The sequence below is a fragment of the Ruegeria sp. CDSC045 genome, assembly GCF_059610725.1.
Genome location: NZ_JBXWOE010000001.1, coordinates 674,620 through 696,366, shown reverse-complemented (window position 1 = coordinate 696,366; position 21,747 = coordinate 674,620). Strand labels below are relative to the sequence as shown.

General features: G+C 58.2%; 23 protein-coding genes. 17 read left to right on the top strand and 6 right to left on the bottom strand.

Translation table 11 applies throughout. The features are described 5' to 3' along the window. Positions 1-131: 131 nt before the first annotated feature. Genes AC2FH6_RS03465 through AC2FH6_RS03455 form a run of 3 tightly spaced genes read left to right on the top strand, consistent with a single transcriptional unit; the run spans position 132 to position 3,140 of the window. Positions 132-1,598 (top strand): leucyl aminopeptidase, encoded by a 1,467-nt coding sequence (locus AC2FH6_RS03465; protein ID WP_496701197.1) that lies wholly within the window; start codon positions 132-134, stop codon positions 1,596-1,598. Between the two features lie 4 nt (positions 1,599-1,602). Beyond that, positions 1,603-2,064, top strand: a complete 462-nt coding sequence (locus AC2FH6_RS03460) for a DNA polymerase III subunit chi (RefSeq protein ID WP_496701196.1) — start codon at positions 1,603-1,605, stop codon at positions 2,062-2,064. 29 nt (positions 2,065-2,093) lie between these two features. Further along, on the top strand, positions 2,094-3,140 hold the full coding sequence (locus AC2FH6_RS03455; RefSeq protein WP_496701194.1) for an aldo/keto reductase: 1,047 nt from the start codon (positions 2,094-2,096) through the stop codon (positions 3,138-3,140). Between the two features lie 70 nt (positions 3,141-3,210). Here AC2FH6_RS03455 and AC2FH6_RS03450 read toward each other — a convergent pair whose 3' ends face one another. Next, positions 3,211-4,197, bottom strand: coding sequence for a GlxA family transcriptional regulator (locus AC2FH6_RS03450; RefSeq protein ID WP_496695666.1), 987 nt, complete (start codon positions 4,195-4,197; stop codon positions 3,211-3,213). Between the two features lie 131 nt (positions 4,198-4,328). Between AC2FH6_RS03450 and bcoG the strand changes: the two genes are divergently transcribed. Genes bcoG through AC2FH6_RS03430 form a run of 4 tightly spaced genes read left to right on the top strand, consistent with a single transcriptional unit; the run spans position 4,329 to position 8,026 of the window. After that, positions 4,329-5,243 (top strand): 3-dehydrocarnitine:acetyl-CoA trimethylamine transferase BcoG, encoded by a 915-nt coding sequence (gene bcoG, locus AC2FH6_RS03445; RefSeq protein ID WP_496701191.1) that lies wholly within the window; start codon positions 4,329-4,331, stop codon positions 5,241-5,243. 7 nt (positions 5,244-5,250) lie between these two features. Beyond that, entirely contained in the window at positions 5,251-5,805 is a 555-nt protein-coding gene (locus AC2FH6_RS03440; protein WP_281994519.1) for a lipocalin/fatty acid-binding family protein, read from the top strand. After that, positions 5,805-7,271, top strand: a complete 1,467-nt coding sequence (locus AC2FH6_RS03435) for a carnitine 3-dehydrogenase (RefSeq protein WP_496701190.1) — start codon at positions 5,805-5,807, stop codon at positions 7,269-7,271. Before AC2FH6_RS03440 ends, AC2FH6_RS03435 begins: the two co-directional genes overlap by 1 nt. Continuing rightward, positions 7,268-8,026: an SDR family oxidoreductase gene (locus AC2FH6_RS03430; RefSeq protein ID WP_496701188.1), complete on the top strand. Its 759-nt coding sequence runs from the start codon at positions 7,268-7,270 to the stop codon at positions 8,024-8,026. Before AC2FH6_RS03435 ends, AC2FH6_RS03430 begins: the two co-directional genes overlap by 4 nt. A gap of 1 nt (position 8,027) precedes the next feature. Here the strand turns inward: AC2FH6_RS03430 and AC2FH6_RS03425 are convergent, their stop codons facing one another. Together AC2FH6_RS03425 and AC2FH6_RS03420 are read right to left on the bottom strand one after the other, a co-directional pair. Next, on the bottom strand, positions 8,028-8,210 hold the full coding sequence (locus AC2FH6_RS03425; protein ID WP_142633436.1) for a hypothetical protein: 183 nt from the start codon (positions 8,208-8,210) through the stop codon (positions 8,028-8,030). A 79-nt stretch (positions 8,211-8,289) separates the two neighbouring features. After that, complete coding sequence (locus AC2FH6_RS03420; RefSeq protein ID WP_496701186.1) at positions 8,290-9,159, bottom strand: helix-turn-helix domain-containing protein; 870 nt, start codon at positions 9,157-9,159, stop codon at positions 8,290-8,292. A gap of 107 nt (positions 9,160-9,266) precedes the next feature. On the opposite strand from AC2FH6_RS03420, the gene AC2FH6_RS03415 reads away from it, so the two are divergent. Genes AC2FH6_RS03415 through AC2FH6_RS03405 form a run of 3 tightly spaced genes read left to right on the top strand, consistent with a single transcriptional unit; the run spans position 9,267 to position 11,271 of the window. Beyond that, entirely contained in the window at positions 9,267-9,470 is a 204-nt protein-coding gene (locus AC2FH6_RS03415; RefSeq protein WP_142635106.1) for a DUF2061 domain-containing protein, read from the top strand. Further along, positions 9,463-10,347, top strand: coding sequence for a fatty acid desaturase (locus tag AC2FH6_RS03410; protein ID WP_496701184.1), 885 nt, complete (start codon positions 9,463-9,465; stop codon positions 10,345-10,347). Before AC2FH6_RS03415 ends, AC2FH6_RS03410 begins: the two co-directional genes overlap by 8 nt. 21 nt (positions 10,348-10,368) lie before the next feature. Further along, on the top strand, positions 10,369-11,271 hold the full coding sequence (locus AC2FH6_RS03405) for an EamA family transporter (RefSeq protein ID WP_496701182.1): 903 nt from the start codon (positions 10,369-10,371) through the stop codon (positions 11,269-11,271). On the opposite strand, the gene AC2FH6_RS03400 is transcribed toward AC2FH6_RS03405, so the two are convergent. From AC2FH6_RS03400 to AC2FH6_RS03390, 3 genes are all read right to left on the bottom strand, one after another. Then, positions 11,268-12,641 (bottom strand): DEAD/DEAH box helicase, encoded by a 1,374-nt coding sequence (locus tag AC2FH6_RS03400; protein ID WP_496691135.1) that lies wholly within the window; start codon positions 12,639-12,641, stop codon positions 11,268-11,270. The genes AC2FH6_RS03405 and AC2FH6_RS03400 overlap by 4 nt on opposite strands. 184 nt (positions 12,642-12,825) lie before the next feature. Then, entirely contained in the window at positions 12,826-13,767 is a 942-nt protein-coding gene (locus tag AC2FH6_RS03395) for a glycosyltransferase family 2 protein (protein WP_496701180.1), read from the bottom strand. Positions 13,768-13,785: 18 nt separating this feature from the next. Then, positions 13,786-15,393, bottom strand: coding sequence for a peptide chain release factor 3 (locus AC2FH6_RS03390; protein ID WP_281994525.1), 1,608 nt, complete (start codon positions 15,391-15,393; stop codon positions 13,786-13,788). Positions 15,394-15,502: 109 nt separating this feature from the next. Here AC2FH6_RS03390 and AC2FH6_RS03385 point away from each other — a divergent pair, with 109 nt between their 5' ends. The 7 genes from AC2FH6_RS03385 (at position 15,503) to AC2FH6_RS03355 (ending at position 21,688) form a co-directional block, all read left to right on the top strand. After that, positions 15,503-15,865 carry a nuclear transport factor 2 family protein gene (locus tag AC2FH6_RS03385; RefSeq protein ID WP_142633450.1) on the top strand — a complete coding sequence of 121 codons (363 nt, stop codon included), beginning with the start codon at positions 15,503-15,505 and terminating at the stop codon, positions 15,863-15,865. A gap of 74 nt (positions 15,866-15,939) precedes the next feature. Continuing rightward, positions 15,940-16,719: an SDR family oxidoreductase gene (locus AC2FH6_RS03380; RefSeq protein WP_496701513.1), complete on the top strand. Its 780-nt coding sequence runs from the start codon at positions 15,940-15,942 to the stop codon at positions 16,717-16,719. A gap of 2 nt (positions 16,720-16,721) precedes the next feature. Continuing rightward, positions 16,722-17,834 (top strand): YhaZ family DNA alkylation repair protein, encoded by a 1,113-nt coding sequence (locus AC2FH6_RS03375; protein ID WP_496701178.1) that lies wholly within the window; start codon positions 16,722-16,724, stop codon positions 17,832-17,834. Positions 17,835-17,924: 90 nt separating this feature from the next. Beyond that, the gene (locus tag AC2FH6_RS03370; RefSeq protein ID WP_496701176.1) at positions 17,925-18,971 is read left to right on the top strand and encodes a methyltransferase domain-containing protein; all 1,047 of its coding nucleotides are present in this window, start codon (positions 17,925-17,927) and stop codon (positions 18,969-18,971) included. Between the two features lie 62 nt (positions 18,972-19,033). Further along, complete coding sequence (locus tag AC2FH6_RS03365; RefSeq protein ID WP_496691139.1) at positions 19,034-20,137, top strand: ABC transporter ATP-binding protein; 1,104 nt, start codon at positions 19,034-19,036, stop codon at positions 20,135-20,137. A gap of 121 nt (positions 20,138-20,258) precedes the next feature. Further along, positions 20,259-21,041: a 5'/3'-nucleotidase SurE gene (gene surE / locus AC2FH6_RS03360; protein ID WP_496701174.1), complete on the top strand. Its 783-nt coding sequence runs from the start codon at positions 20,259-20,261 to the stop codon at positions 21,039-21,041. Further along, complete coding sequence (locus AC2FH6_RS03355; RefSeq protein ID WP_142633458.1) at positions 21,038-21,688, top strand: protein-L-isoaspartate(D-aspartate) O-methyltransferase; 651 nt, start codon at positions 21,038-21,040, stop codon at positions 21,686-21,688. The genes surE and AC2FH6_RS03355 overlap by 4 nt, the downstream gene beginning before the upstream one ends. Positions 21,689-21,747 lie beyond the last annotated feature (59 nt).

Sequence of the window (21,747 nt, the reverse complement as noted above, 5' to 3'; positions counted from 1 at the left end):
CCTCCCGCTCTCCGACCCTGCCGGAACTTTTTCCGCGACTGTAATGCAAATGCCCGGCGGGGAAAACTGCTATCTGGTCAATGCGGTCGCCGCGGGCTAGGTCTTGGGAAACAGATTTTCAGGAGTTCCCAATGAGCAGTCTTGTTCCAATTCAGTTTAAGGCTTTTGACGTGGACGTGATGGCGCAGACCAAAGGGCGCGTCGTGATTATTGTCTCGGATGAAGGCAAGATGAACCCAGCCGCACGCCGCGCCAACCGTCTGACCCGGGGCGCAGTCGCCCGACTTGTCGAAAGCGACCGGTTCGAAAAGGTGAAATCCGGCGATGTAGTCTCTCTTGCCTGGCCAGGCGGAATGGCCGCTGAAGCGCTTGATATTCTCGTGCTGTCGCGCCGTGCCGATGCTGCAGAGGCACGCAAGGCCGGGGCGAAGCTGGCCAAATTGTCTGATCACCAGCCCTTGTTGGTCATGGCCGGAAATCAAGCCCGGACCGAAGAACTGGCATTGGGGATCGTTTTGCGCAGCTATGATTTCGATGCCCATAAAACCCGAGATTCGGATGAAGCCGGACCAGTAACAATCAGTCATCAAAAACATGATGAGGTCGAAGCCGCATTCGCACCGCTGTATGCGATTGCCGATGGTGTCCGGATGACTCGGGATCTGACCAATGAACCCGCCAATGTGCTGACGACGACCGAATTCGCAGATCGTTTGTCCGAAATGAAGGCGCTTGGCCTGGACGTCGAAGTGCTCGACGAAGACAAACTGGCCGAATTGGGTATGCGCACCTTGTTAAGCGTCGGGCAGGGCTCGGTCAGCCCGTCGAAGGTTGTGGTGATGCAGTGGAGTGGGGGCGACAAGGATGATGCGCCGCTGGCGCTGGTGGGTAAGGGCGTCGTGTTCGACACCGGCGGCATTTCCTTGAAACCCGCTGCAGGCATGGAAGACATGACCATGGACATGGGCGGTGCAGGTGTGGTCGCAGGCACCATGCGGGCGCTGGCCAAGCGCAAGGCCAAAGCCAATGTCGTGGGCCTTGTCGGGCTGGTAGAGAATATGCCTTCGGGCAATGCCACGCGTCCCGGCGATGTCGTCAAGTCGATGAAGGGCGACACGGTCGAGGTCATCAATACCGACGCCGAGGGCCGTTTGGTCCTGTGCGATGTGATGTGGTACGCGCAAGAGCGGTTTGCCCCCGTGGGCATGATCGACCTGGCAACATTGACCGGCGCGATCATCATTGGGCTTGGGCATGAGAATGCCGGTGTCTTTTCGAACAATGACACGTTCTGCAACGCCTTCCTAAAGGCTGCTGGGGCCGAGGATGAGGGCGCATGGCGGATGCCCCTGGGCAAAGCCTATGACGAGCAGTTGAAATCGCGCATCGCCGATATGAAGAATGTCGGTGGACGACCTGCCGGGTCCATCACTGCCGCGCAGTTCCTGCAGCGGTTCGTGAAGGACGAAACCCCCTGGATCCATCTGGACATCGCTGGGGTGGCTTCGATTGCAACCGAGACATCCTATGCGCCCAAAGGGGCCACCGGTTGGGGTGTCCGCGCACTGAGCCGGTTCGTGCAGGACAATTTCGAATAATCCAATGGGCGCCGTTTATTTCTATCACCTGACCCGCCAACCGCTGGAAAACACCTTGCCCGTGTTGCTGGACAAGGCGCGGCAGGCCGGGTGGAAGATAGCCGTGCGGGGAACTGATCCCGCACGGATGGATTGGTTGGACGAAAAGCTGTGGCAGGAGGGCCCCGAGGAAGGGTTCCTGCCACATGGCCGCACTGGGGGGCCGCATGACAGGGACCAGCCCATATTGCTGACGACAGGGGCCGAGGCCGCAAATGATCCGGCTTGCGTGATGGCTGTCGATGGCGCGACGGTTGAACCCGAGGAAGTGAACGCGCTGGAACGCGTGTGCATCCTGTTCGATGGGAATGATGATCACGCTCTCCAACATGCCCGCGCGCAGTGGAAGAACCTGACCGGGGCGGGCTGTTCGGCGCAATATTGGTCCGAGGAATCGGGCCGGTGGGAAAAAAAGGCCGAGGCGTAGGGCCTCCGCAGATTTCAGGAGAATGAGCGATGGAAATGAAGCCCCTGGGCCGTACTGGAATCATGGTGACAGACCTGTGTCTGGGTACGATGACATTTGGTACGCAGACATCCGAGGCCGACGCGCATACTCAGATGGACATGGCACTTGATGGGGGCATTAATTTTGTCGATGCCGCCGAGATGTATCCGGTGAATCCCATCTCGAAAGAGACGGTGGGCCGGACCGAAGAAATTCTGGGCAACTGGAACGCCGCCAACCCGTCACGGCGTGGTGAATATGTTCTGGCAACCAAGCATTCTGGGGCAGGGTTCGCACATGCGCGCGATGGCGCACCGATTTCACCGCAGACAATCCCCGAGGCGGTCGAAGGCTCCTTGCGCCGCCTGCAAACGGATTGCATCGACCTTTATCAGTTTCACTGGCCGAACCGCGGAAGCTATATGTTCCGGCAAAACTGGACCTATGCGCCTTCGGGGAACAATACCGATGAGGTTCTGGACAATATGCACGAGTGCCTTGTTGCCCTGAAGGAACAGGTCAACAAAGGAAATATCCGAGCGTTTGGCCTTTCGAACGAAAGCGCCTGGGGCACCGCTCAGTGGTTGCGGATCGCCGAAGCCACCGGCACGCCCCGCGTGGCATCGGTTCAGAACGAGTATTCTTTGATGTGCCGGCATTTCGACACCGATATGGCCGAGCTGAGCGCGCATGAGGATGTGGGGCTGATGGCCTTTTCACCGCTTGCCGCCGGATTTTTGACCGGGAAATACCAAAACGGCATGGTGCCCGAGGGTTCGCGGATGTCATTGGTGCCTGAGGTGGGAGGACGCCATCGCAGACGGGCATTTGAGGCGGTTGCGGCCTATCTAGAGATTGCGGACCGCCACGATCTCGACCCGGTCCATATGGCGCTGGCCTGGTGCCGGACGCGGCCCTTCATGATGTCGGCCATTTTCGGCGCGACAACGGTGGCGCAGCTTGGGCATATTCTCGACGGTAAGGAACTTCGCCTTTCCGGGGAAATTCTGACTGAAATCACCGACGCGCATCGCGCGCATCCGATGCCGTTCTAGGGGGCGCTGCCCTCGTCTCCGCAGGCGGAGCCTCCTCCGCGGTATTTTCAATCAGATAAAGCGGATCCGCTTAGTGATGTGTGGGTTGTGTCCTGTCTTGCCGTAGGTCCCGGGCCGAAAGGCCGTGCGCTGTGCGAAAGGCGCGGGCAAAGCTGGATTGCGAGGCGAAACCCGTCGCCAGGGCCACATCCATCAGTGACATATCGGTGTCCGTCACCAATCTGCGTGCCTCGGCCAGTCGGAGCTGCAGGTAATGGTCCTGTGGCGTGGTGTTCAGGCGCAGTCGGAACTGCTGTTGCAGGGTGCGTGAACTGGTGCCCAGGGTTTCGGCGATATCTGCCAATGGCATAGGGTCGTCCAGTGCGGATTGCATCAGCGTATTGGCTTTGGCGGTCAAAGCTGTGTGGCGATGCGGCGCCCCGGTGCGGCTTTGTGGTTTTGTGGGATTAGGCGCACCGTCATAGAGGAACAGACCCGAGACGCGGGCGGCAAATCCGGCGCCATGGCGGGCGGCGATGATATGCAGCATCATCTCGACCGCTGGGATTGCCCCGCCCGAGGTCAGGCGGCCTTCAGAAACGGTAAACCGGTCAGGGCGCACGTCCACTTCGGGGAAGCGGGCAGAGAAGTTCTCCAAATCTTCCCAATGGGTGGTGGCGGCGTGGCCGTTCAGCAGGCCTGCCTCGGCCAGCAGCCAGGGACCGCCATCAATTCCTGCCATTGTGGCGCCGGTCTTGGCGATGCGGCGTAGGCCGGCCAGCAGGCTGGGCGTGGCATGGCGGGCCAGTTGGAACCCGGCAACGACAATCATCAGATCGCAGGATTGCAGCCGGGCCAAAGGTACACCCGGAACCGAAAGCGCACTGGTCAGCATGGCGGGTTCAGCGGTGGCTGTCACATAATCCCAATCAAAGGCCGGACGATCCGCCAACCGATTGGCGGCACGCATTGGATCAACGGCCGACGCAAAGCTGAGCGTGTTGCATTCGTCCAGCACCAGCACAGCCGTTTTTAGGGCACGATGTTCGGGCTGCAATATGTTTTTTGCGGATTTCATCAAGTTCGATTCGCATTCTGACAAGTGTTTGACCAAAGCTGCGCCAAACTCGGGGGCGAAAGCAAATCGGAATCCGTGGAGAAGCCTGGGGAAAACTCAGGGTTAACCGGGTATAAGCTGGGGAGAACGCCATGCCTTTGGAAATGAACCGCGAAGTCTTCATTACTTGCGCCGTCACAGGCTCGGGTGGGACGCAGGATCGCAGCCCGCATGTGCCGCGTTCGCCAAAGCAGATCGCCGACAGCGCGATAGCTGCAGCCAAGGCAGGGGCGGCGGTAGTGCATTGCCATGTGCGCGACCCTGAGACCGGAGCGCCTTCGCGTGATCCGGCACTGTATCGTGAGGTCACAGATCGCATTCGCGATGCCGAGGTCGACGCCGTGCTGAACCTAACTGCTGGCATGGGCGGCGACATGGTGTTTGGCGGTATCGAAAACCCGCTGCCGCTGGCCGAGGCGGGAACTGATTTGGTTGGCGCGACCGAGCGTGTGGCCCATGTGGCCGAATGTCTGCCGGAAATCTGCACCCTCGACTGCGGCACCATGAATTTTGCCGAGGCCGATTATGTGATGACCAACACGCCGGGTGCGTTGCGCGCGATGGGCCAGATGATGACCGATCTGGGGGTAAAGCCCGAGATCGAGGCCTTTGATACCGGTCATCTGTGGTTCGCCAAGCAGTTGGTGAAAGAGGGCGTTCTGGAATCGAACGCTCTGGTTCAGCTGTGCATGGGCGTTCCATGGGGTGCGCCGGATGATCTGAACACCTTCATGGCGATGGTGAACAACGTGCCGGATGACTGGACCTTCAGCGCGTTCTCATTGGGCCGGAATGAGATGGCCTATGTGGCCGCTGCGGTTCTGGCGGGCGGCAACGTGCGCGTCGGGCTGGAGGACAACCTGTGGCTGGACAAAGGCGTGCTGGCCGAGAATTGGCAACTGGTAGAACGCGCGGGTAGCATCATCGAGAATATGGGTGCACGGGTGATCGGGCCGCAGGAGGTCCGCGAGAAGCTTGGGTTGGTGAAGCGGGCGCCGAAAAGCTAGGCGGGCCATGTTCCGCCGAGTTATTTCATGGGTAGTCGGATGTTTGCTCGTTGGATTGGTTCCAGCGTGTGGCTTGGTCGGAAATGAAGGCTTTCGAGCGCGTCAATTTGCTATTCAACCTGTCGAAGCGGTGAATTGGTCGATCTTTGACGAGCCGTATTTCGAAGTGGCTGCGTTCAGACGCAAAAGCAAGAACACGCAACGGCTTTTTGTGAGGCTTGAGGGACAGCCATACCCTAGCTATCAATTGCGTGACCCAGACCGGACCGAATGTTTTGGGTACATCGCAGGAGCAAGTGATTGCTTTGAAAACCACCTGAGCGTGCCTACCCGGCGATCCGAGTCTGCACTTGAATATGACATCACTGCCGCAAGCCCCACAAAGTTTCACATCATCTACGTGGGTGACGGGGAGCAGATGGTTGTATTGGCCCGCCCAGATAGGTCGTTTGCAGTTGTACTGAGCAGAGATTTAACGATCACACAAAATCAACTGACGATTGCGCGTGACGTACTGAGCGAAAATGGGTTTGACCCTCAAGAGTTGAAAGTAGTGAAGTGATGACAAAAACAGCAGCAATCATTGGCGGCGGAGTTATCGGCGGCGGATGGGCCGCGCGGTTCCTGCTGAACGGTTGGAACGTTCGGGTATTCGACCCGGACCCGGAAGCCGAGCGTAAGATCGGAGAAGTTTTGGACAATGCGCGCCGCTCGCTACCGGGGCTGAGCGACGTCCCGTTGCCGCCTGAAGGTGCGTTGTCATTCCATGATGATATAGTCGATGTGGTACAGGGTGCCGAGTGGATTCAGGAAAGTGTGCCGGAACGGCTGGACCTGAAGCTGAAAGTTTACAAGGGCTTGCAAGAGGCTTGTGATCCGGGTGCGATCATCGGCTCCTCGACTAGTGGGTTCAAGCCGTCTGAATTGCAGGACGGCGCGCTGCGCCCCGAACAGATCGTGGTGACGCATCCGTTCAACCCGGTATACCTTCTGCCGCTGATCGAATTGGTGCCAACTGGCGCGAATCCGCCCGAGATGATCGAACGGGCGCAAGACCTCCTGAAATCGGTCGGATTCTTCCCGCTGCACGTGAAGAAAGAGATCGACGCGCATATCGCCGATCGGTTCCTTGAGGCCGTCTGGCGCGAGGCGCTGTGGCTGGTCAAGGACGGCGTCGCCACGACCGAGGAAATCGACGAGGCGATCCGTATGGGGTTTGGCATCCGCTGGGGGCAGATGGGTCTGTTCGAAACCTATCGTGTCGCCGGCGGCGAGGCCGGGATGCGGCACTTCATGGCGCAGTTCGGCCCGGCACTGAAATGGCCCTGGACCAAGCTGATGGATGTGCCCGAATTCACTGACGAGCTTGTCGATCTGATTGCGGATCAGTCAGATGCGCAATCCGGCATGCATTCGATCCGCGAGCTGGAGCGTATCCGCGACAACAACCTCGTGGGGATGATGCGCGCACTCAAGGCGCAGAACTGGGGCGCGGGGGCGGTGCTGAACCAGCATGACGCGCTGCTGAAACCGGGTGCGCTGCCATCGCTGGAACAAGCGGATCTGAGCCAACCGATCCTGACTCTGTCCCGTGCCGTGCCTTTGGATTGGACCGATTACAACGGCCATATGAACGAAGCAAAGTATCTTGAGGCTTTTGCCGCCGCCACCGACCGGTTCATGGAGATCATCGGCTGCGATATGGAATATATCTCGTCCGGGGGCAGCTATTTCACCGCGGAAAACCACATTCGTTACATGAATGAGGTCCATGCGGGCGCAAAGATTGAGGTGCGCACCCAGATGCTGTTGGGGCAGGGCAAGAAACTGCACGTGTTCCACAGCATGTATAGCGGTGAGACGCTGCTGGCGACCGGGGAGAGCTTTTTGCTGCATGTCAGCCTGGAAACACGCCGCCCCAGCCCGCCATCGCCCAGCATTGAGGCCGCTATGGCCCGCATCGCCGAAGCGCAGGCCGGATTGCCTTATCCCGAAGGGGCCGGGGTTGCGATCCGGAAACCCTCATGACCTGCCGGGTGTTGGTGACGGCTGGCGCTTCGGGTGTTGGTCGGGCTATGGCAGAGGCGTTTGATGCGGCCGGGTATGTTGTCTGGATCACAGATATTGATCGGGTGGCGCTAGATGGCGTGCCGGATCATTGGACAGCCCACCATGCTGACGTGTCGGATGAGGGTGATATGCGCGCCGTGTTCGCCGCGATTTCTGATGCGGGTGGTCTGGATTCGCTCTGCGCCAATGCGGGAATTGCCGGGCCGACCAGCGCAATCGAGGATATCGACCTGAAGGATTGGCGTAGCTGCGTAGCGGTCAATCTGGAGGGGGCGTTTCTGGCGGCCAAATACGCCGCGCCGCTGATGAAATCCGCCCGGGCGGGCAGCATCATCCTGACCTCATCCACTGCGGGGCAATATGGCTATCCCTTTCGTGCGCCCTATGCCGCGGCCAAATGGGCGGTGATCGGATTGATGAAAACACTGGCGATGGAGCTTGGCCCTCACGGCGTCCGCGCCAATGCGATTTGTCCCGGCGCGGTGGAGGGCCCAAGGATGGAAGGCGTTCTGGCACGCGAGGCGGCGACCAAAGGCATGAGCCGGGACGAGGTCTATCAGGGCTATGCCTCGGGCACGTCCATGGGTCGTTTCGTCGAAGCGCAGGACATCGCCAATATGGCTGTCTTTCTGGCCTCTGGCGCGGCGCGGTTGGTGTCGGGTCAGGTGATCGCGGTGGATGGTCACACGGTTAATCCTGACCCGAAACTGTAACCTAGCCCTGGTTGGGGCCTCGGATCTGGCGGATGGTCTGACGAACGGCTTGCCAATCGCGGGCTTGCTGAGCGTTTCCGGCAGCCTCGCATTCGCGCATTTTCATTGCGGCTTCTGCCTCGGCCTGGTCACCGTGCGCCGTGTATAAAGCCCGTGCATATTGGGCTGTTTTCAGTGCGTCCATTCCTGTGGTCCTCCGTCTGTGGTCGGAATGCCCGAAAGTTCGCGCCCGGCGACGATACCACAGGTTGTACGGGGATGCATCATATGTCGCGGGAAATCGCTGCTCTGAGCTGTTGCAGGTGCTCTGGAAAGTCCCGCGCGGTCACGACCGCCTCGCGAACCAGAGTGTCGAAATGGCGGCTGAAAATTTCAATCCGGTCGCGATCGCGAAAGGCCATGTAATGGCTTCCTGCGTAAAACACGCAAAGAAGGGGACCGAAAATCGTTACGGGAGCCGAATACAGCCGTTTGGCATCGAACAGATAGATACGCAGCCGTGGGTAGAGCTGTTCACACAACTCCAAAAGGTGGTCAATCTGATCCAGCCGCTTGCGAAGGCTAAGGCCTTGATAATAGCCGGTTGCATGCGAAAAGCTGTCGATTTCGTACATTGGCATTGCGATCTCATAATCGGACTGGGCGCTGCGCATCCAGGTCAGCCGATCTTCGGACGCACCTATGGCCTGATCTGCCGTGCGCCCCAGATGCGGTGCGTATTCCCATTCCAGAACGGTGCGGGTCTTGAGCATGTCAGGCAAGGTCGCAGGAACATATCTGATTTTGTAACCCGCTGCCTCTTGGTGCCACTCGAATATGCGCTCATCTACCAGGGCGCGGGGGGCCTCAGTCATGCTCAGCGACAAAGCCAGCAACTCGGCCGCGCTTTCCGGCCGGTCAGACAGGCTCAGCAACCAGTCCGCCGAAACACCCAATGCCGTCGCGCAGCTTCCGACAACATGGGCATTCGGCAACCGTGCCCCGTGATCAGTCAACAGTTGCGATACGGTTGAGCGGTCAACACCGATCTGGCGCGCGAGGGCGCTTCGGCTGATTTGGCGTTCTTCCATTGCGCGGGCAAGGCGCAAACGGAATTGAGCCGCACGGTCGCGTTTGTCTATTTTATCCTGCATGTGGTGATAAATATCACGTTTGATGAGTTTTGTTAATCATATTCGGAATTTTCAACCTAAGCGGCGGGCCGTATTTCTTAAGCCATAACAATATTATGGGTGACGGAATGGAAACACGACGCAGATCGGTCGTGAAGGCGGTTTTGTGGAACGTGATGGGCCTGATCATCATGTCGGTGGTTGGGCTGGTTGCGACAGGGTCCGCCGCGATTGGCGGAACTCTGGCCGTAGTAAACACGGCGATCGGGCTGACACTCTATGTGGTTTATGAGAGGGTCTGGGCGGGTATTTCGTGGGGGCGCAATGTCTGAGCGCCCGGGTCCGGAATGGGGCACTTTCACGCTGATGCTGGCCTGTTATGCTGCCTGGTTGACCGTGATCTTCTTCCTGCCCATCTGGTTGGCGGTTCCAGTGATGGGCGCGGTGGCCGCGTTACATTCATCATTGACGCATGAAGCACTGCACGGGCATCCTTTTCGCGCCAGATGGCTGAACGAGGCGCTGATGGCGCTGCCCTTGACCTTATTCATCCCATATCAGCGGTTTCGGGACCTGCATTTGGCGCATCATCGGGATGCAACGCTGACCGATCCCTATGATGATCCTGAATCAAACTATCTGGACCCAAAAGTTTGGTCGGGGCTAGGTCACTGGCACAGGCGGTTGTTATCGGTGAACAATACTCTGTTGGGGCGGATCGTTTTGGGCCCTGCAATCGGACAGGTTGCCTTTGTCAGGGACGAGTTGCGAGGGGCCGCGCGTGGCGAATGGGACATATTGCGCGCATGGGCTTTGCATATGGCAGGCGTGGTTGCGGTTATCTGGATCGTGACCTTGTCGCCCATGCCGGTCTGGGCCTATGTCCTGTCCGCGTATTTGGGGCTTGGCCTTGTCAAAATACGCACTTTTCTGGAACACCGTGCGCATGAAGATGTGGGGGCAAGAACCGTTATCATCGAAGATCGCGGGATACTGTCTTTTCTGTTTTTGAACAACAATTTACATGTAGTTCATCATCTGAACCCGCGTACCCCCTGGTATCAACTTCCGAAGATCTACCAGCAGGGTAAAGAGGGCTATCTGGCCACGAATAAGGCCTATGTATACCCTTCATATGCCGATGTTTTCCGGGCGTATTTCTGGAAGGTAAAAGACCCGGTGGCGCATCCGCTCTGGCCAAAGGGTTGATTTGCGGCCACAAAAGGCGGCATGAGCCTCTGGATACCTGTCACTATAGCCGCCGCAACGTTTCAGACGGTGCGGTTCATGCTGCAAAAATCGCTGAGCAGTGTAAAGCTGACGGCCGCCGGGGCGACATTCGCCCGGTTTGCCTATTCAATCCCGCTGGTTCTAATCGCTCTGATCGCGGCGCTGCAGTTGACGGGGTATTCCTTGCCGCCGCTGACCGCCCGGTTCTGGGTGTTTGCCACCATTGGAGGAACGGCTCAGATCCTTGCCACGATCTGTGTCGTCGCCTTGTTCAAACAGCGCAATTTTGCTGTCGGCATAACTTTTAAGAAAACCGAAGTGATCCAGACCGCCATCGTTGGTTTTCTGGTCCTGGGCGATCAGGTCTCGTCCTGGGCGCTTGGGGCGATCTTTCTGGGGCTGACGGCTGTGTTGCTGCTGTCAAAAAGTCCCGGAGGAGACGGGGCGTGGTGGCGACACCTGACGAACCGGGCCTCGCGGCTTGGCCTGGGATCAGGTGTGCTGTTTGCGTTTTCCTCGGTCAGTTATCGGGGTGCCTCGCTTGAATTGGGCGAGATTGATGCGTGGTTTCGGGCACTTGTGACGCTGGCAGTCGTTGTCTCGCTCCAGTTCGTCAGCATGGGCCTGTGGCTGTTGTGGCGAGACAGGGCCGAGCTGCGCGCCGTGTGGCAGACACGCCGAACGGGCGTATTTGTCGGACTGACCAGCCTGTGCGGATCGTTCTGCTGGTTCTTGGCATTCACCTTGCAAAACGCCGCCTACGTCAAGGCTCTGGGGCAGGTCGAGCTGATCCTCAGCCTGTTCGCGTCGATCTTGTTTTTCCGCGAAACCATCACCCGGCGCGAGATCGCCGGGATGACGTTATTGGGCGCATCAATTCTGGCACTGGTTTTGTCTATTTAACCCGTGCGGCGTTCGTCGAAGCTGAGCGCGATAAAGCTGGGCAGGTGATCGCCCATTCCCACGACTGAAGGACCGTTGTCAGCGCGCCGTCCACGGCCTCTGACTTCTTTATCCTTCTTGCGATCTTCTCTTTTATCGTCGCGTTTGGGGGCCTCTGTTGGTCGGACCTCAGTTGGCCGGGCCTTTTTCTCGGGTTTTGGCCTCTCGGGTTTCGGCTCTTCCTTTACCGGATTGTCCAAGCGAGGAATTTCTTTTTGAATCAGCTTCTCGATCGCGGCCAGCGCTTTTTCATCGCGACCCGAACAGATAGTGATCGCTTTGCCTTCGCGTCCGGCGCGACCTGTACGACCGATCCGGTGCACATAATCCTCGGGGTGGCCGGGGACGTCGAAATTGATTACATGACTGACCGAGGGCACATCCAATCCGCGCGCGGCAACGTCCGAGGCGACAAGCAGACGTAGTGTTCCGTCACGGAAACCGTCCAGTGTTTTCGTCCGTTGTGACTGATCGAGATCGCCATGGATCGCGGCAGCATCATAGCCGTATTTCTTCAGCGATTTCGCACAGATGTCCACATCGGTCTTACGATTGCAGAAGATGATCGCGTTGGTGCATTTTTCGCCCTCGGAGTCGATCAGCGAACGCAGGACCTGACGCTTGGCGCTGGCCTCGCGGTCACGGCGACCACCTTTGAACATGACCACACTTTGCTCGATGGTTTCCGAGGCCGTCGCCTGACGGGCAACTTCGATACGGGTTGGGGCCGACAGGAATGTATCGGTGATCCGCTCAATCTCGGGCGCCATGGTGGCTGAGAAGAACAGCGTTTGGCGTGTGAACGGCGTCAGCGAAAAAATGCGTTCGATATCGGGGATAAAGCCCATATCCAGCATTCGGTCGGCCTCATCCACCACCATGATCTGGACGCCGGTCAACAATAGTTTGCCGCGTTCGAAATGATCCAGCAGGCGACCTGGTGTGGCGATCAGAACGTCGACGCCACGGTCGATCAGCGCATCTTGTTCCTTAAAGCTGACGCCGCCGATCAACAGCGCTTTGGTCAGCTTTACATTTTTGGCATAGGTGTCGAAATTCTCGGCCACCTGCGCGGCCAGTTCCCGTGTCGGGCACAGCACCAGCGACCGCGGCATGCGCGCACGTGCGCGGCCACGGGCCAGCAACGTGATCATCGGTAGCGTGAAGCTGGCGGTTTTGCCTGTACCGGTCTGGGCGATACCCAGAACGTCCTTGCCCTCAAGCGCGGGTGGGATTGCGCCTTCCTGGATCGGTGTTGGCGTTTCGTATCCGGCTTCCTCAATGGCTTTGAGGACCTTCGGGTTCAGGTTCAGTTCGTTAAACTTTGTCATGTATGTCCGGTTGTTGCGGACACTAAAACCTGGCCCGCGCGTAAAGAATGTGCCGGGCCCGGATGGCCATGCGATGTTTTGTGCATTTCGGCTTGGCGGGACATAACAAAATCACGGGGCAGGGTCAAATGAAGTCACTTTTATGCTGCGACACCGGCTGACCACGCGGATTTATCGCAACAATTCAGGTACTTCCGGGGAAATGTTTCGCGACTTTTCCATCCAAATCCAGCGGACGGTGCTTAATCAGCCCAAACTTTTCGAGGCGGGTGCGAACTTCTTGGTCGGCGCCACTGATTTCATTATAGAAAGCACGCAGGCCGTGAGCCCCATCTTCTTTTTCGATCCAGTTCAGTAATTCATTCATGTTCATCCCGCCTTGTTCGCGCGGAACATTGGGTGACATGCCTGGCTGATACGAGCCCTTTTCGAACCGGAACCGATAATGGGCTAGCCAATGATCCCAGTCAGGTGCATGACGGTGGCATAGATCAACCTGGGGCAGCTCGACCTTGGTCGGGAGGATTTCGCCATCCTGAAACAGATTGTGAATCCGGAAATTGATCTTAGGTAAGCCTTTGCGAACAAACAGTTTACCCTGAACATGGCTGAGGAATCCAGCAAGAACAAATCCGCCAAAATTCGGATATAGTGCCTGAACGATCCCATCACGGCCCTGACCAGCGGGGATATAGGCTTTGTACAGGTCTTCGGTTCCGCCTACGGGCTCGATCGGACGAACGCGCACCGCTGGGATATGTTGCGGAATCTCCGCTAATATCGCGCCAAGGTCGGATTGCGGCCAGAGGAACTCGTCCAGATCAATATGGGCGAGCCAGTCGACCTCAGCCTTTCTGTAAGTAAAGCTGGCATTTGCGGTTTGCCGGACCTGATGTTTGTCGGGCCTCTCGCGCTTTCGGTTCGCCCAGTACCCTTCGTCGCAGTTGCGTATTTCGATCCGTGGGTGGCGGTTCAGGGCGTTGAACGCAGCCGGGCAGGGCTCGTCCAGATACAGATACATGCGGTCGGCCCCGAGATCGAGGTGATAGGCCGCAAACCGAAGTATGTCCGGGGCCGAGCCCCGGATCGTTGATACAATGCCCCAGCTTGGGACATTATCCGGCATATGAAGCTCGTGACCCTGTCACGCCATCATCTCTTTGGTGGCGGTCAGGTTCAGGTCGGGATAGTCCCGCACGACCCGGTCGATGTCCCACTGCAGGCGAGTCAAATAGACGATGTCGCCGTCATGATCATGAGCGATGTGCTGCTTGTTGGCATTGACGAATTTCTCGACCTCAACCTTTTCACCACTGACCCAGCGGGCGGAGGTGAATTGAGACGCCTCGAACCGTACCGGCAGGCCGTATTCCATCTCAATCCGGCTGGCCAGAACCTCGAATTGCAGCGCGCCAACGACGCCGACGATAAAGCCCGATCCGATGGACGGTTTGAACACCTTGGCCGCGCCTTCTTCGGCGAATTGCATCAGCGCCTTTTCCAGGTGCTTGGCTTTCATCGGGTCGCCCGGTCGCACGGTTTGCAACAGTTCCGGCGCAAAGGAAGGGATGCCGGTTACCCGGATCGCTTCGCCCTCGGTCAGCGTGTCGCCGATGCGCAGCTGGCCGTGGTTTGGGATGCCGATGATGTCTCCGGCCCAGGCCTCTTCGGCCAGTTCCCGGTCGGATGCCAGAAACAGCACAGGGTTCGAGATTGCCATCGGCTTTTTCGATCGAACATGGGTCAGCTTCATGCCGCGTTTGAAATGGCCCGAGGCCATGCGCACAAATGCCACCCGGTCGCGGTGCTTGGGGTCCATGTTTGCCTGAACCTTGAAGACAAATCCGGACACTTTCTTTTCTTCCGGTGCGATCTGGCGGGGTTCCGCGGACTGTACCTGCGGCTGTGGACCATAGGCGCCGATGCCTTCCATCAGTTCCTTGACGCCGAACGAATTGATCGCCGAGCCGAACCAGATCGGGGTCATGTGGCCTTCCAATACCGCTTGGGGGTCAAGCGCAGGCAGCAATTCGCGTGCCATCTCAACCTCTTCCAGCAGCTTCTCAAGCAGGTGCTCGGGCACATGTTCGGCCAGCTTGGGGTCGTCCAACCCGTTGATCTGGATGCTTTCGGCCACTTTGTTACGGTCAGCGCGGTCCATCAGCTCCAGCCGGTCGCGCAGCATGTCGTAACAGCCGATAAAGTCGCGGCCTACTCCAATCGGCCAGGCAGCGGGCGTGACGTCGATGGCCAGCATTTCCTGAATTTCGTCGATGATCTCGAACGTATCGCGGCTTTCGCGGTCCATCTTGTTACAGAAGGTCAGGATCGGCAGGTCGCGCAGGCGGCAGACCTCAAACAGTTTCTGGGTCTGGCTTTCCACACCTTTCGCGCCGTCGATCACCATCACGGCCGCGTCCACTGCGGTCAGAGTGCGATAGGTATCTTCCGAGAAATCGCTGTGGCCGGGCGTGTCCACCAGATTGAACCGGAAGTTTCCATAGTCGAACGACATGGCCGAGGCCGAGACCGAGATCCCGCGATCCTTCTCCATCTGCATGAAATCCGAACGTGTCCGCCGTGCCTCACCCTTGGCGCGTACCTGACCGGCCATCTGGATGGCGCCGCCATACAGCAGGAACTTTTCCGTCAGGGTCGTCTTGCCCGCATCCGGGTGCGAGATGATGGCAAATGTCCGGCGCCGGGCGATCTCGGGCGGCAAGGTGGGTTGGTTCGTGGCGGTATCAAGCATAGTCGCGCGTATAGGCGGGGAATTCTGCCGAAGCAAGACAAAGAGGCTGGTTCGAATCGTCTGCCTGTGGCAATAAGAACATATAGTGAACAAATAATGGAGAGGATCAATGAATTTGAAAGAAATCGCCGATGAGCTGGTGGCGGGATGCCGGGAAAACCGGGCCAAGGCCAATCTGGATAAGCTGTATGCGGCAGATGCCGTTTCGGTTGAGGCCGTCGATGCATCCGGTATGGGACGCGAGGCGCATGGGCGCGACGCGATCCGTGGCAAGCACGATTGGTGGGAGAGTTCGACCGAAGTGACGGGCGGAAACGTCAGTGACCCGATGGTGCATGGTGAAGACCGTTTTGCCGTGATCTTTGAGGTGCAGGGCAAGTTCAAGGAAAGCGGTGAGAGCTTCGATATGCGCGAAGTTGCGCTGTATCACGTCGCGGATGGCAAGATCGTCCGGGAAGAGTTCTTCTACTAACCCCTTGTCATCAATCTGTCTTCCCTATCTGCTGGGTGCAAGACATGCGGATAATCACAGATGGGGAGGAACAGATGGATCTGGGAATAGGTGGAAAGCGCGCGCTGGTCTGTGCCAGCAGTAAAGGTTTGGGTCTGGGCTGCGCCGAGGCTCTGGCGGCGGCTGGTGTGAATCTGGTGATGAACGCGCGAGGGGCCGACGCGTTAGAGGCTGAAGCCGCGCGTTTGCGCTCGGAATTTGGTGTCGAAGTGCAGAGTGTTGCGTGTGATGTGACCTCAGAAGAGGGGCAGGCGCAGGTGATTGCTGCCGCGCAGGGCGTTGATATTCTTGTGACAAATGCTGGCGGTCCGCCTCCGGGCCTTTGGTCGGATTGGCAGCGCGAGGACTTCATCAAGGCGTTGGATGCCAACATGCTGACCCCGATTGCCTTCATGAAGGCCCTGTTGCCCGGCATGATGGATAAGGGCTGGGGCCGGGTGGTGAACATCACCTCGCAATCCGTACGGGCGCCGATTGCAGTGCTGGGCCTGTCGAACGCGGCGCGGACCGGGTTGACCGGCTATGTGGCCGGAACCTCGCGGCAGGTCGCGCCGCATGGTGTGACAATCAATAACCTGTTGCCGGGGATACATGCGACGGATCGAGCGGATTCTCTGGACGGTGGTGTGGCTGCGCAGCAAGGCATTTCCGTTGACGAGGCACGCGCGCAGCGTGAGGCAACCATCCCCACGCGCCGCTATGGCTCGCGGCAGGAGTTCGGGGCAACCTGCGCGTTTCTGTGTTCGCAGCATGCGGGCTTTATCGTCGGGCAGAACATCCTGTTGGATGGTGGCGCGACCAATCTGACGATGTGACCATGGCGCAAGGATTTTCACTGAAGGATCAGCTGTTTAATGCGGAAAAAACCCGTTATCTGGCGGGGCTTTTTGCCGATGCTGATCCAGGGTTCGATGCACAGGCGTTTCAAACGCAGGTGATGTCACGCCTTCTCGAGCTTGAGTTGAAAGAGCGGATGGCGTGGATCGCCGAATGCCTGCAGCAACAGGTTCCGGGTGAGCTGCCAACTGTCGCTCCGACCCTTTTACGGGCCTTGCCGCCGCCGCTGGATCCGAACAAGACCGACGACGATTTTGGCGATTTCATCTTTGCGCCGCTGGGGGATTGGGTCGTGAATGTCGGCCTTGACCACCCCGACCTCGCGCTGGACGTGCTGGCTGAACTGACGCAGAGGTTTTCGATGGAATGGGCCATTCGCCCCTTTCTCAATCGTCACCCCGAACACGTCATGGAGCGGCTGGAGGATTGGTGCGGACATGACAGCTATCACGTGCGGCGTCTGGTGTCCGAAGGAACCCGCCCGCGTTTGCCATGGGGGCAGGCGGTGGGGCTGGAATTGACCGATCCGCTGCCTCTGCTGGATCGGCTGCATCAGGACCAAACGCGCTATGTGACGCGGTCGGTGGCCAACCATTTGAACGACATCTCCAAAAAAGACCCGGATCTGGTACTGGACCGCCTGCTTGACTGGTCTCGTTTACAGCGTCAGGAAACGGACGAGCTGCGGTGGATGACCTCTCATACCCTGCGCGGACTGATTAAGGCCGGGCATCCGCGCGCGATGAAGATGCTGGGCTATGACCCTGATGCGGACATACAGGTCTCAGTGATGATAAATGGTCAGGCGCGGATTGGCAGGGCGCTTGAGTTTGACGTTTCTTTGGCTGGCGCTGCAGATCATCCGGTTCTGGTTGATTATATCATTCATTTCCAAAGACCTGGAGGAAAAACCTCAGCTAAAGTTCACAAACTGAAACAGGCCGCCTTGCGGAATGGGGTTTTGACGCTGAGCAAGAAGCACAAGCTCAAAGGCGATGCGACGACGTTCAGGCTTGTTCCAGGCGCGCATCGTTTGGAGATACAGGTGAACGGCCGGGTGCGCGCGGATCTGGATTTTGAGCTGCTGGGCTAGCTCAACCTTTCGTCAGATTGCTCGGCTTTTTATTGCACGGTGCGCGGTGCTGGGTTAGCTCAACATCAGTCAGATCAGGGGATGACAGCGATGAAGCATGAATCGGTGCAGAACTATTATGGCGAGGTCCTGCAAAGCAGCGCGGACCTGCAGACCAACGCGTGTTGTACGCCCGACGATATGCCGGATCATCTGAAAAAGATCCTCGCCAAGGTCCATGATGACGTGCTGACCCGCTATTACGGCTGCGGGCTGATCGCGCCGCTGGATCTGGAAGGGATGAGGATCCTTGATCTGGGCTGTGGTGCCGGTCGGGATGTATACGCCCTGTCTGCCATGGTGGGCGAGAGAGGGCGAGTGGTCGGCGTGGATATGACGCCCGAGCAGTTGGATATAGCCCGCGCGCATCAGGAATATCACGCCGAAACCTTTGGATATGCCCAAAGCAACGTGGAATTCCATCACGGCTACATCGAAAAGCTGGATGAACTGGACTTAAAGGCGGGGTCTTTCGATATCATCGTTTCGAACTGCGTGATCAACCTGGCCACCGATAAAGAGGCCGTTCTGCGCGGCGCGCATCGCCTGCTTAAGGACGGCGGAGAGATGTATTTCTCGGACGTTTATGCGGATCGTCGCGTACCGCAGGCAATGGCCGAGGATGAGGTTCTGTATGGCGAGTGTCTGTCCGGTGCGCTGTACTGGAATGACTTTCTGTCGATGTCTCGCAAAGCCGGTTTCGGCGACCCGCGTCGAGTCACGCACCGCCCCTTGACCATCGAAAATCCGGTTCTTGAGGACCGCGTGGCACCGCTCAAATTCCTGTCAGCCACCTATCGTCTGTTCAAGTTACCTGCGTTGGAACCCGCTTGCGAAGATTATGGTCAGGCCGTGATCTATAAGGGCACTGTCCCCAATGCGGCGCACATGTTTGAGCTGGATGACCACCACGCAATCGCCGCGGGTAAGGTATTTCCGGTGTGCGGCAACACATGGATGATGCTCAAAGACACCCGGTTTGCACGGCATTTCGAGTTCATCGGTGATTTCTCAACCCATTACGGCATCTTCGAAGGCTGCGGTGGTGAAAGCCCATTTGAGGCGACCGGGCAGGCCGAAACGGGCGGCTGCTGCTGATCCCTTGCACCCAAAGGGAGGGGTTGCTATCCCCGCCCAAGCCCGATTGATTTGATCGGGTAATGCTACGGGGTCCATCGGTGACAGTAAACGCAACTCCTCCGCGTCTGGAAATTCGCAATCTGGTCGCCCGGTACGAAGGTCGGGTGGTGGTTGATGACGTCTCGCTGACCGTGCAAGCGGGGCAGGTGACATGCCTGTTGGGGCCGTCAGGGTGCGGCAAGTCGACGACGCTGCGGATGATTGCCGGTGTCGAGATGCAAGAGACAGGCCAGATCTATGTCGATGGCAAGCTGATCTGCGATACGGTGTTCCGTGTCCCGCCTGAGCGGCGCGAGATTGGCCTGATGTTTCAGGACTTTGCCCTGTTCCCGCATCTTAGCGTAGCTGACAATGTTGCCTTTGGCCTGAAGGGTAGCAAAGATGAAAAACGCGCACGCGTGGATGAGTTGCTGGCCAAAGTCGACCTGATGCGTTTCGCAGACAGCTTTCCACATCACTTGTCGGGCGGTGAGCAACAGCGGGTGGCTCTGGCGCGCGCATTGGCCCCACGCCCCCGGATCATGTTGATGGATGAGCCGTTTTCGGGGCTCGATAACCGGTTACGCGATGGAATTCGGGACGAAACTCTGGCGATCCTCAAGGAAGAGGACGCCGCAGTCCTGTTGGTTACCCATGAACCCGAAGAGGCAATGCGTATGGCCGATGAGATCGCCCTGATGCGCCGTGGCAGAATCGTTCAACAGGGTGCGCCTTACAACGTCTACACCCGTCCTGCGGACAAAGCTGCAGTTGCATTCTTTAGCGATATAAATGTGTTAGGCGCGCAAGTTAACGGAGCTTTGGCCGATACGCCATTTGGTCAGTTTCTTGCTCCGGGTGTGCCGGATGGAACGAATGTTGAGATTGTATTTCGGCCTCAGCACGTCCGTTTGGATTTTGATCGCAATGGCAAAGGTCCACTGCCGACACCGACGGACGGGGTAGCCGCGCGTGGTGTGGTCGAACGGGCGCGTTTTCTGGGCAACGAAAGTTTGATTGAATTCCGTATGGACTATGATGATTCAATCTTGAAAGCGACCGTTCCCAACGTGTTTGTCCCGCAAGCGGGGCGGGTCATGTGGCTGACCATTCGCCGCGATCGGTGCTTTGTATTCCCCAAATAGGGTCTAAAACTGCAGTTTAGGCGCAAGTGGTGCGTGAAAGCCTCAGATTGCGCCTGCGGGTTGCTTGCCGCAGTGCGGGGCTGGGTCTATCAAGGAAAAAACGCTGCGGTGGATGGGGCATATGCGTATTCTTCTAACCAATGATGACGGGATCAATGCGCCGGGGCTTATCGCACTCGAGGCGATTGCTGCCGATCTGGCCGGACCGGATGGTGAGGTCTGGGTCGTAGCGCCCGCGTTCGAGCAATCCGGCGTGGGGCATTGCATCAGCTACACGCACCCGATGATGGTTGCCAAGCTGGGAGAACGCCGTTTTGCTGCGGAAGGATCACCAGCTGATTGTGTCTTGGCTGGTTTGCACGATGTGATGAAGGACGCGCCACCCGACCTGGTATTATCTGGTGTGAATCGTGGGAACAACTCGGCCGAGAATACGCTGTATTCTGGCACAGTCGGGGGCGCGATGGAGGCGGCCCTGCAGGGCATCCCTGCGATTGCACTGTCTCAGTATTTCGGTCCGCGCAATCTGGGGCTGGATGACCCGTTCGAGTCTGCAACCCATTTCGGTGCCGATCTGGTGCGCAAGATTCTGGATGCGACGCCGACGGAACAAGGCGATTACCGTTTGTTTTACAACGTCAATTTCCCCCCAGTGCCTGCGGATGAAGTACTGGGCACCCGGATCGCCCCTCAGGGTTATCGGCGTGACACACATTTCTCGGTCGAGCCGCACAGCTCACCTTCGGGGCGGCGGTTTCTGTGGATCAAGGGCGGGTATCAACACAATCCGACTGCACCTGGGACGGATGCTGCCGTCAATCTGGCAGGCTATATCTCGGTCACACCAATGCGTGCGGATCTGACGGCGCATGACGCGTTGGAAGCGTTGAAGTCGATCGAATGAGCGGACTGGACCCTGAAACAACCATGCAGTTCCTGTTTGCCCTGCGTTCGCGCGGGGTGACGGATGCACGTGTGCTGGCAGCAATGGAGCAGATAGATCGCGGCAGATTTGTCAAAGGCCTGTTTGCAGAACGCGCCTATGAGGATACGCCGCTGCCGATTGCGTGCGGCCAGACGATCAGCCAACCGTCTGTCGTTGGGCTGATGACGCAGGCGCTGGAAGTACGTCCGCGTGATACCGTGCTCGAGATCGGGACCGGATCGGGCTATCAGGCCGCGATCCTGTCGAAACTGGCACGCCGGGTATACACGGTCGAGCGCCATAAGCGACTTGTGCGCGAAACCGGCCAGTTGTTCCGTGATTTGGGGCTGACGAATGTGACGGCAATGTTGTCGGATGGTTCGTTTGGTCTGCCCGAGCAAGCCCCGTTTGATCGTATCATCGTGACTGCAGCTGCAGAGGACCCGCCCGGGCCGCTCTTGGCGCAGCTCAAAATCGGCGGTATCATGGTTTTGCCGGTGGGGCAGTCGGATACGGTCCAGACGTTGATCAGGGTCCGACGCACCGAATCCGGTTTGGACTATGACGAATTGTTGCCTGTCCGTTTTGTGCCCTTGTTAGAAGGGCTTGGGAAGGATGGAGCTTAAAGGAATATTCTGCAAAATGCGCCGGAACCCCGATGAACAGGGGCAGGTGTCGAGGACAA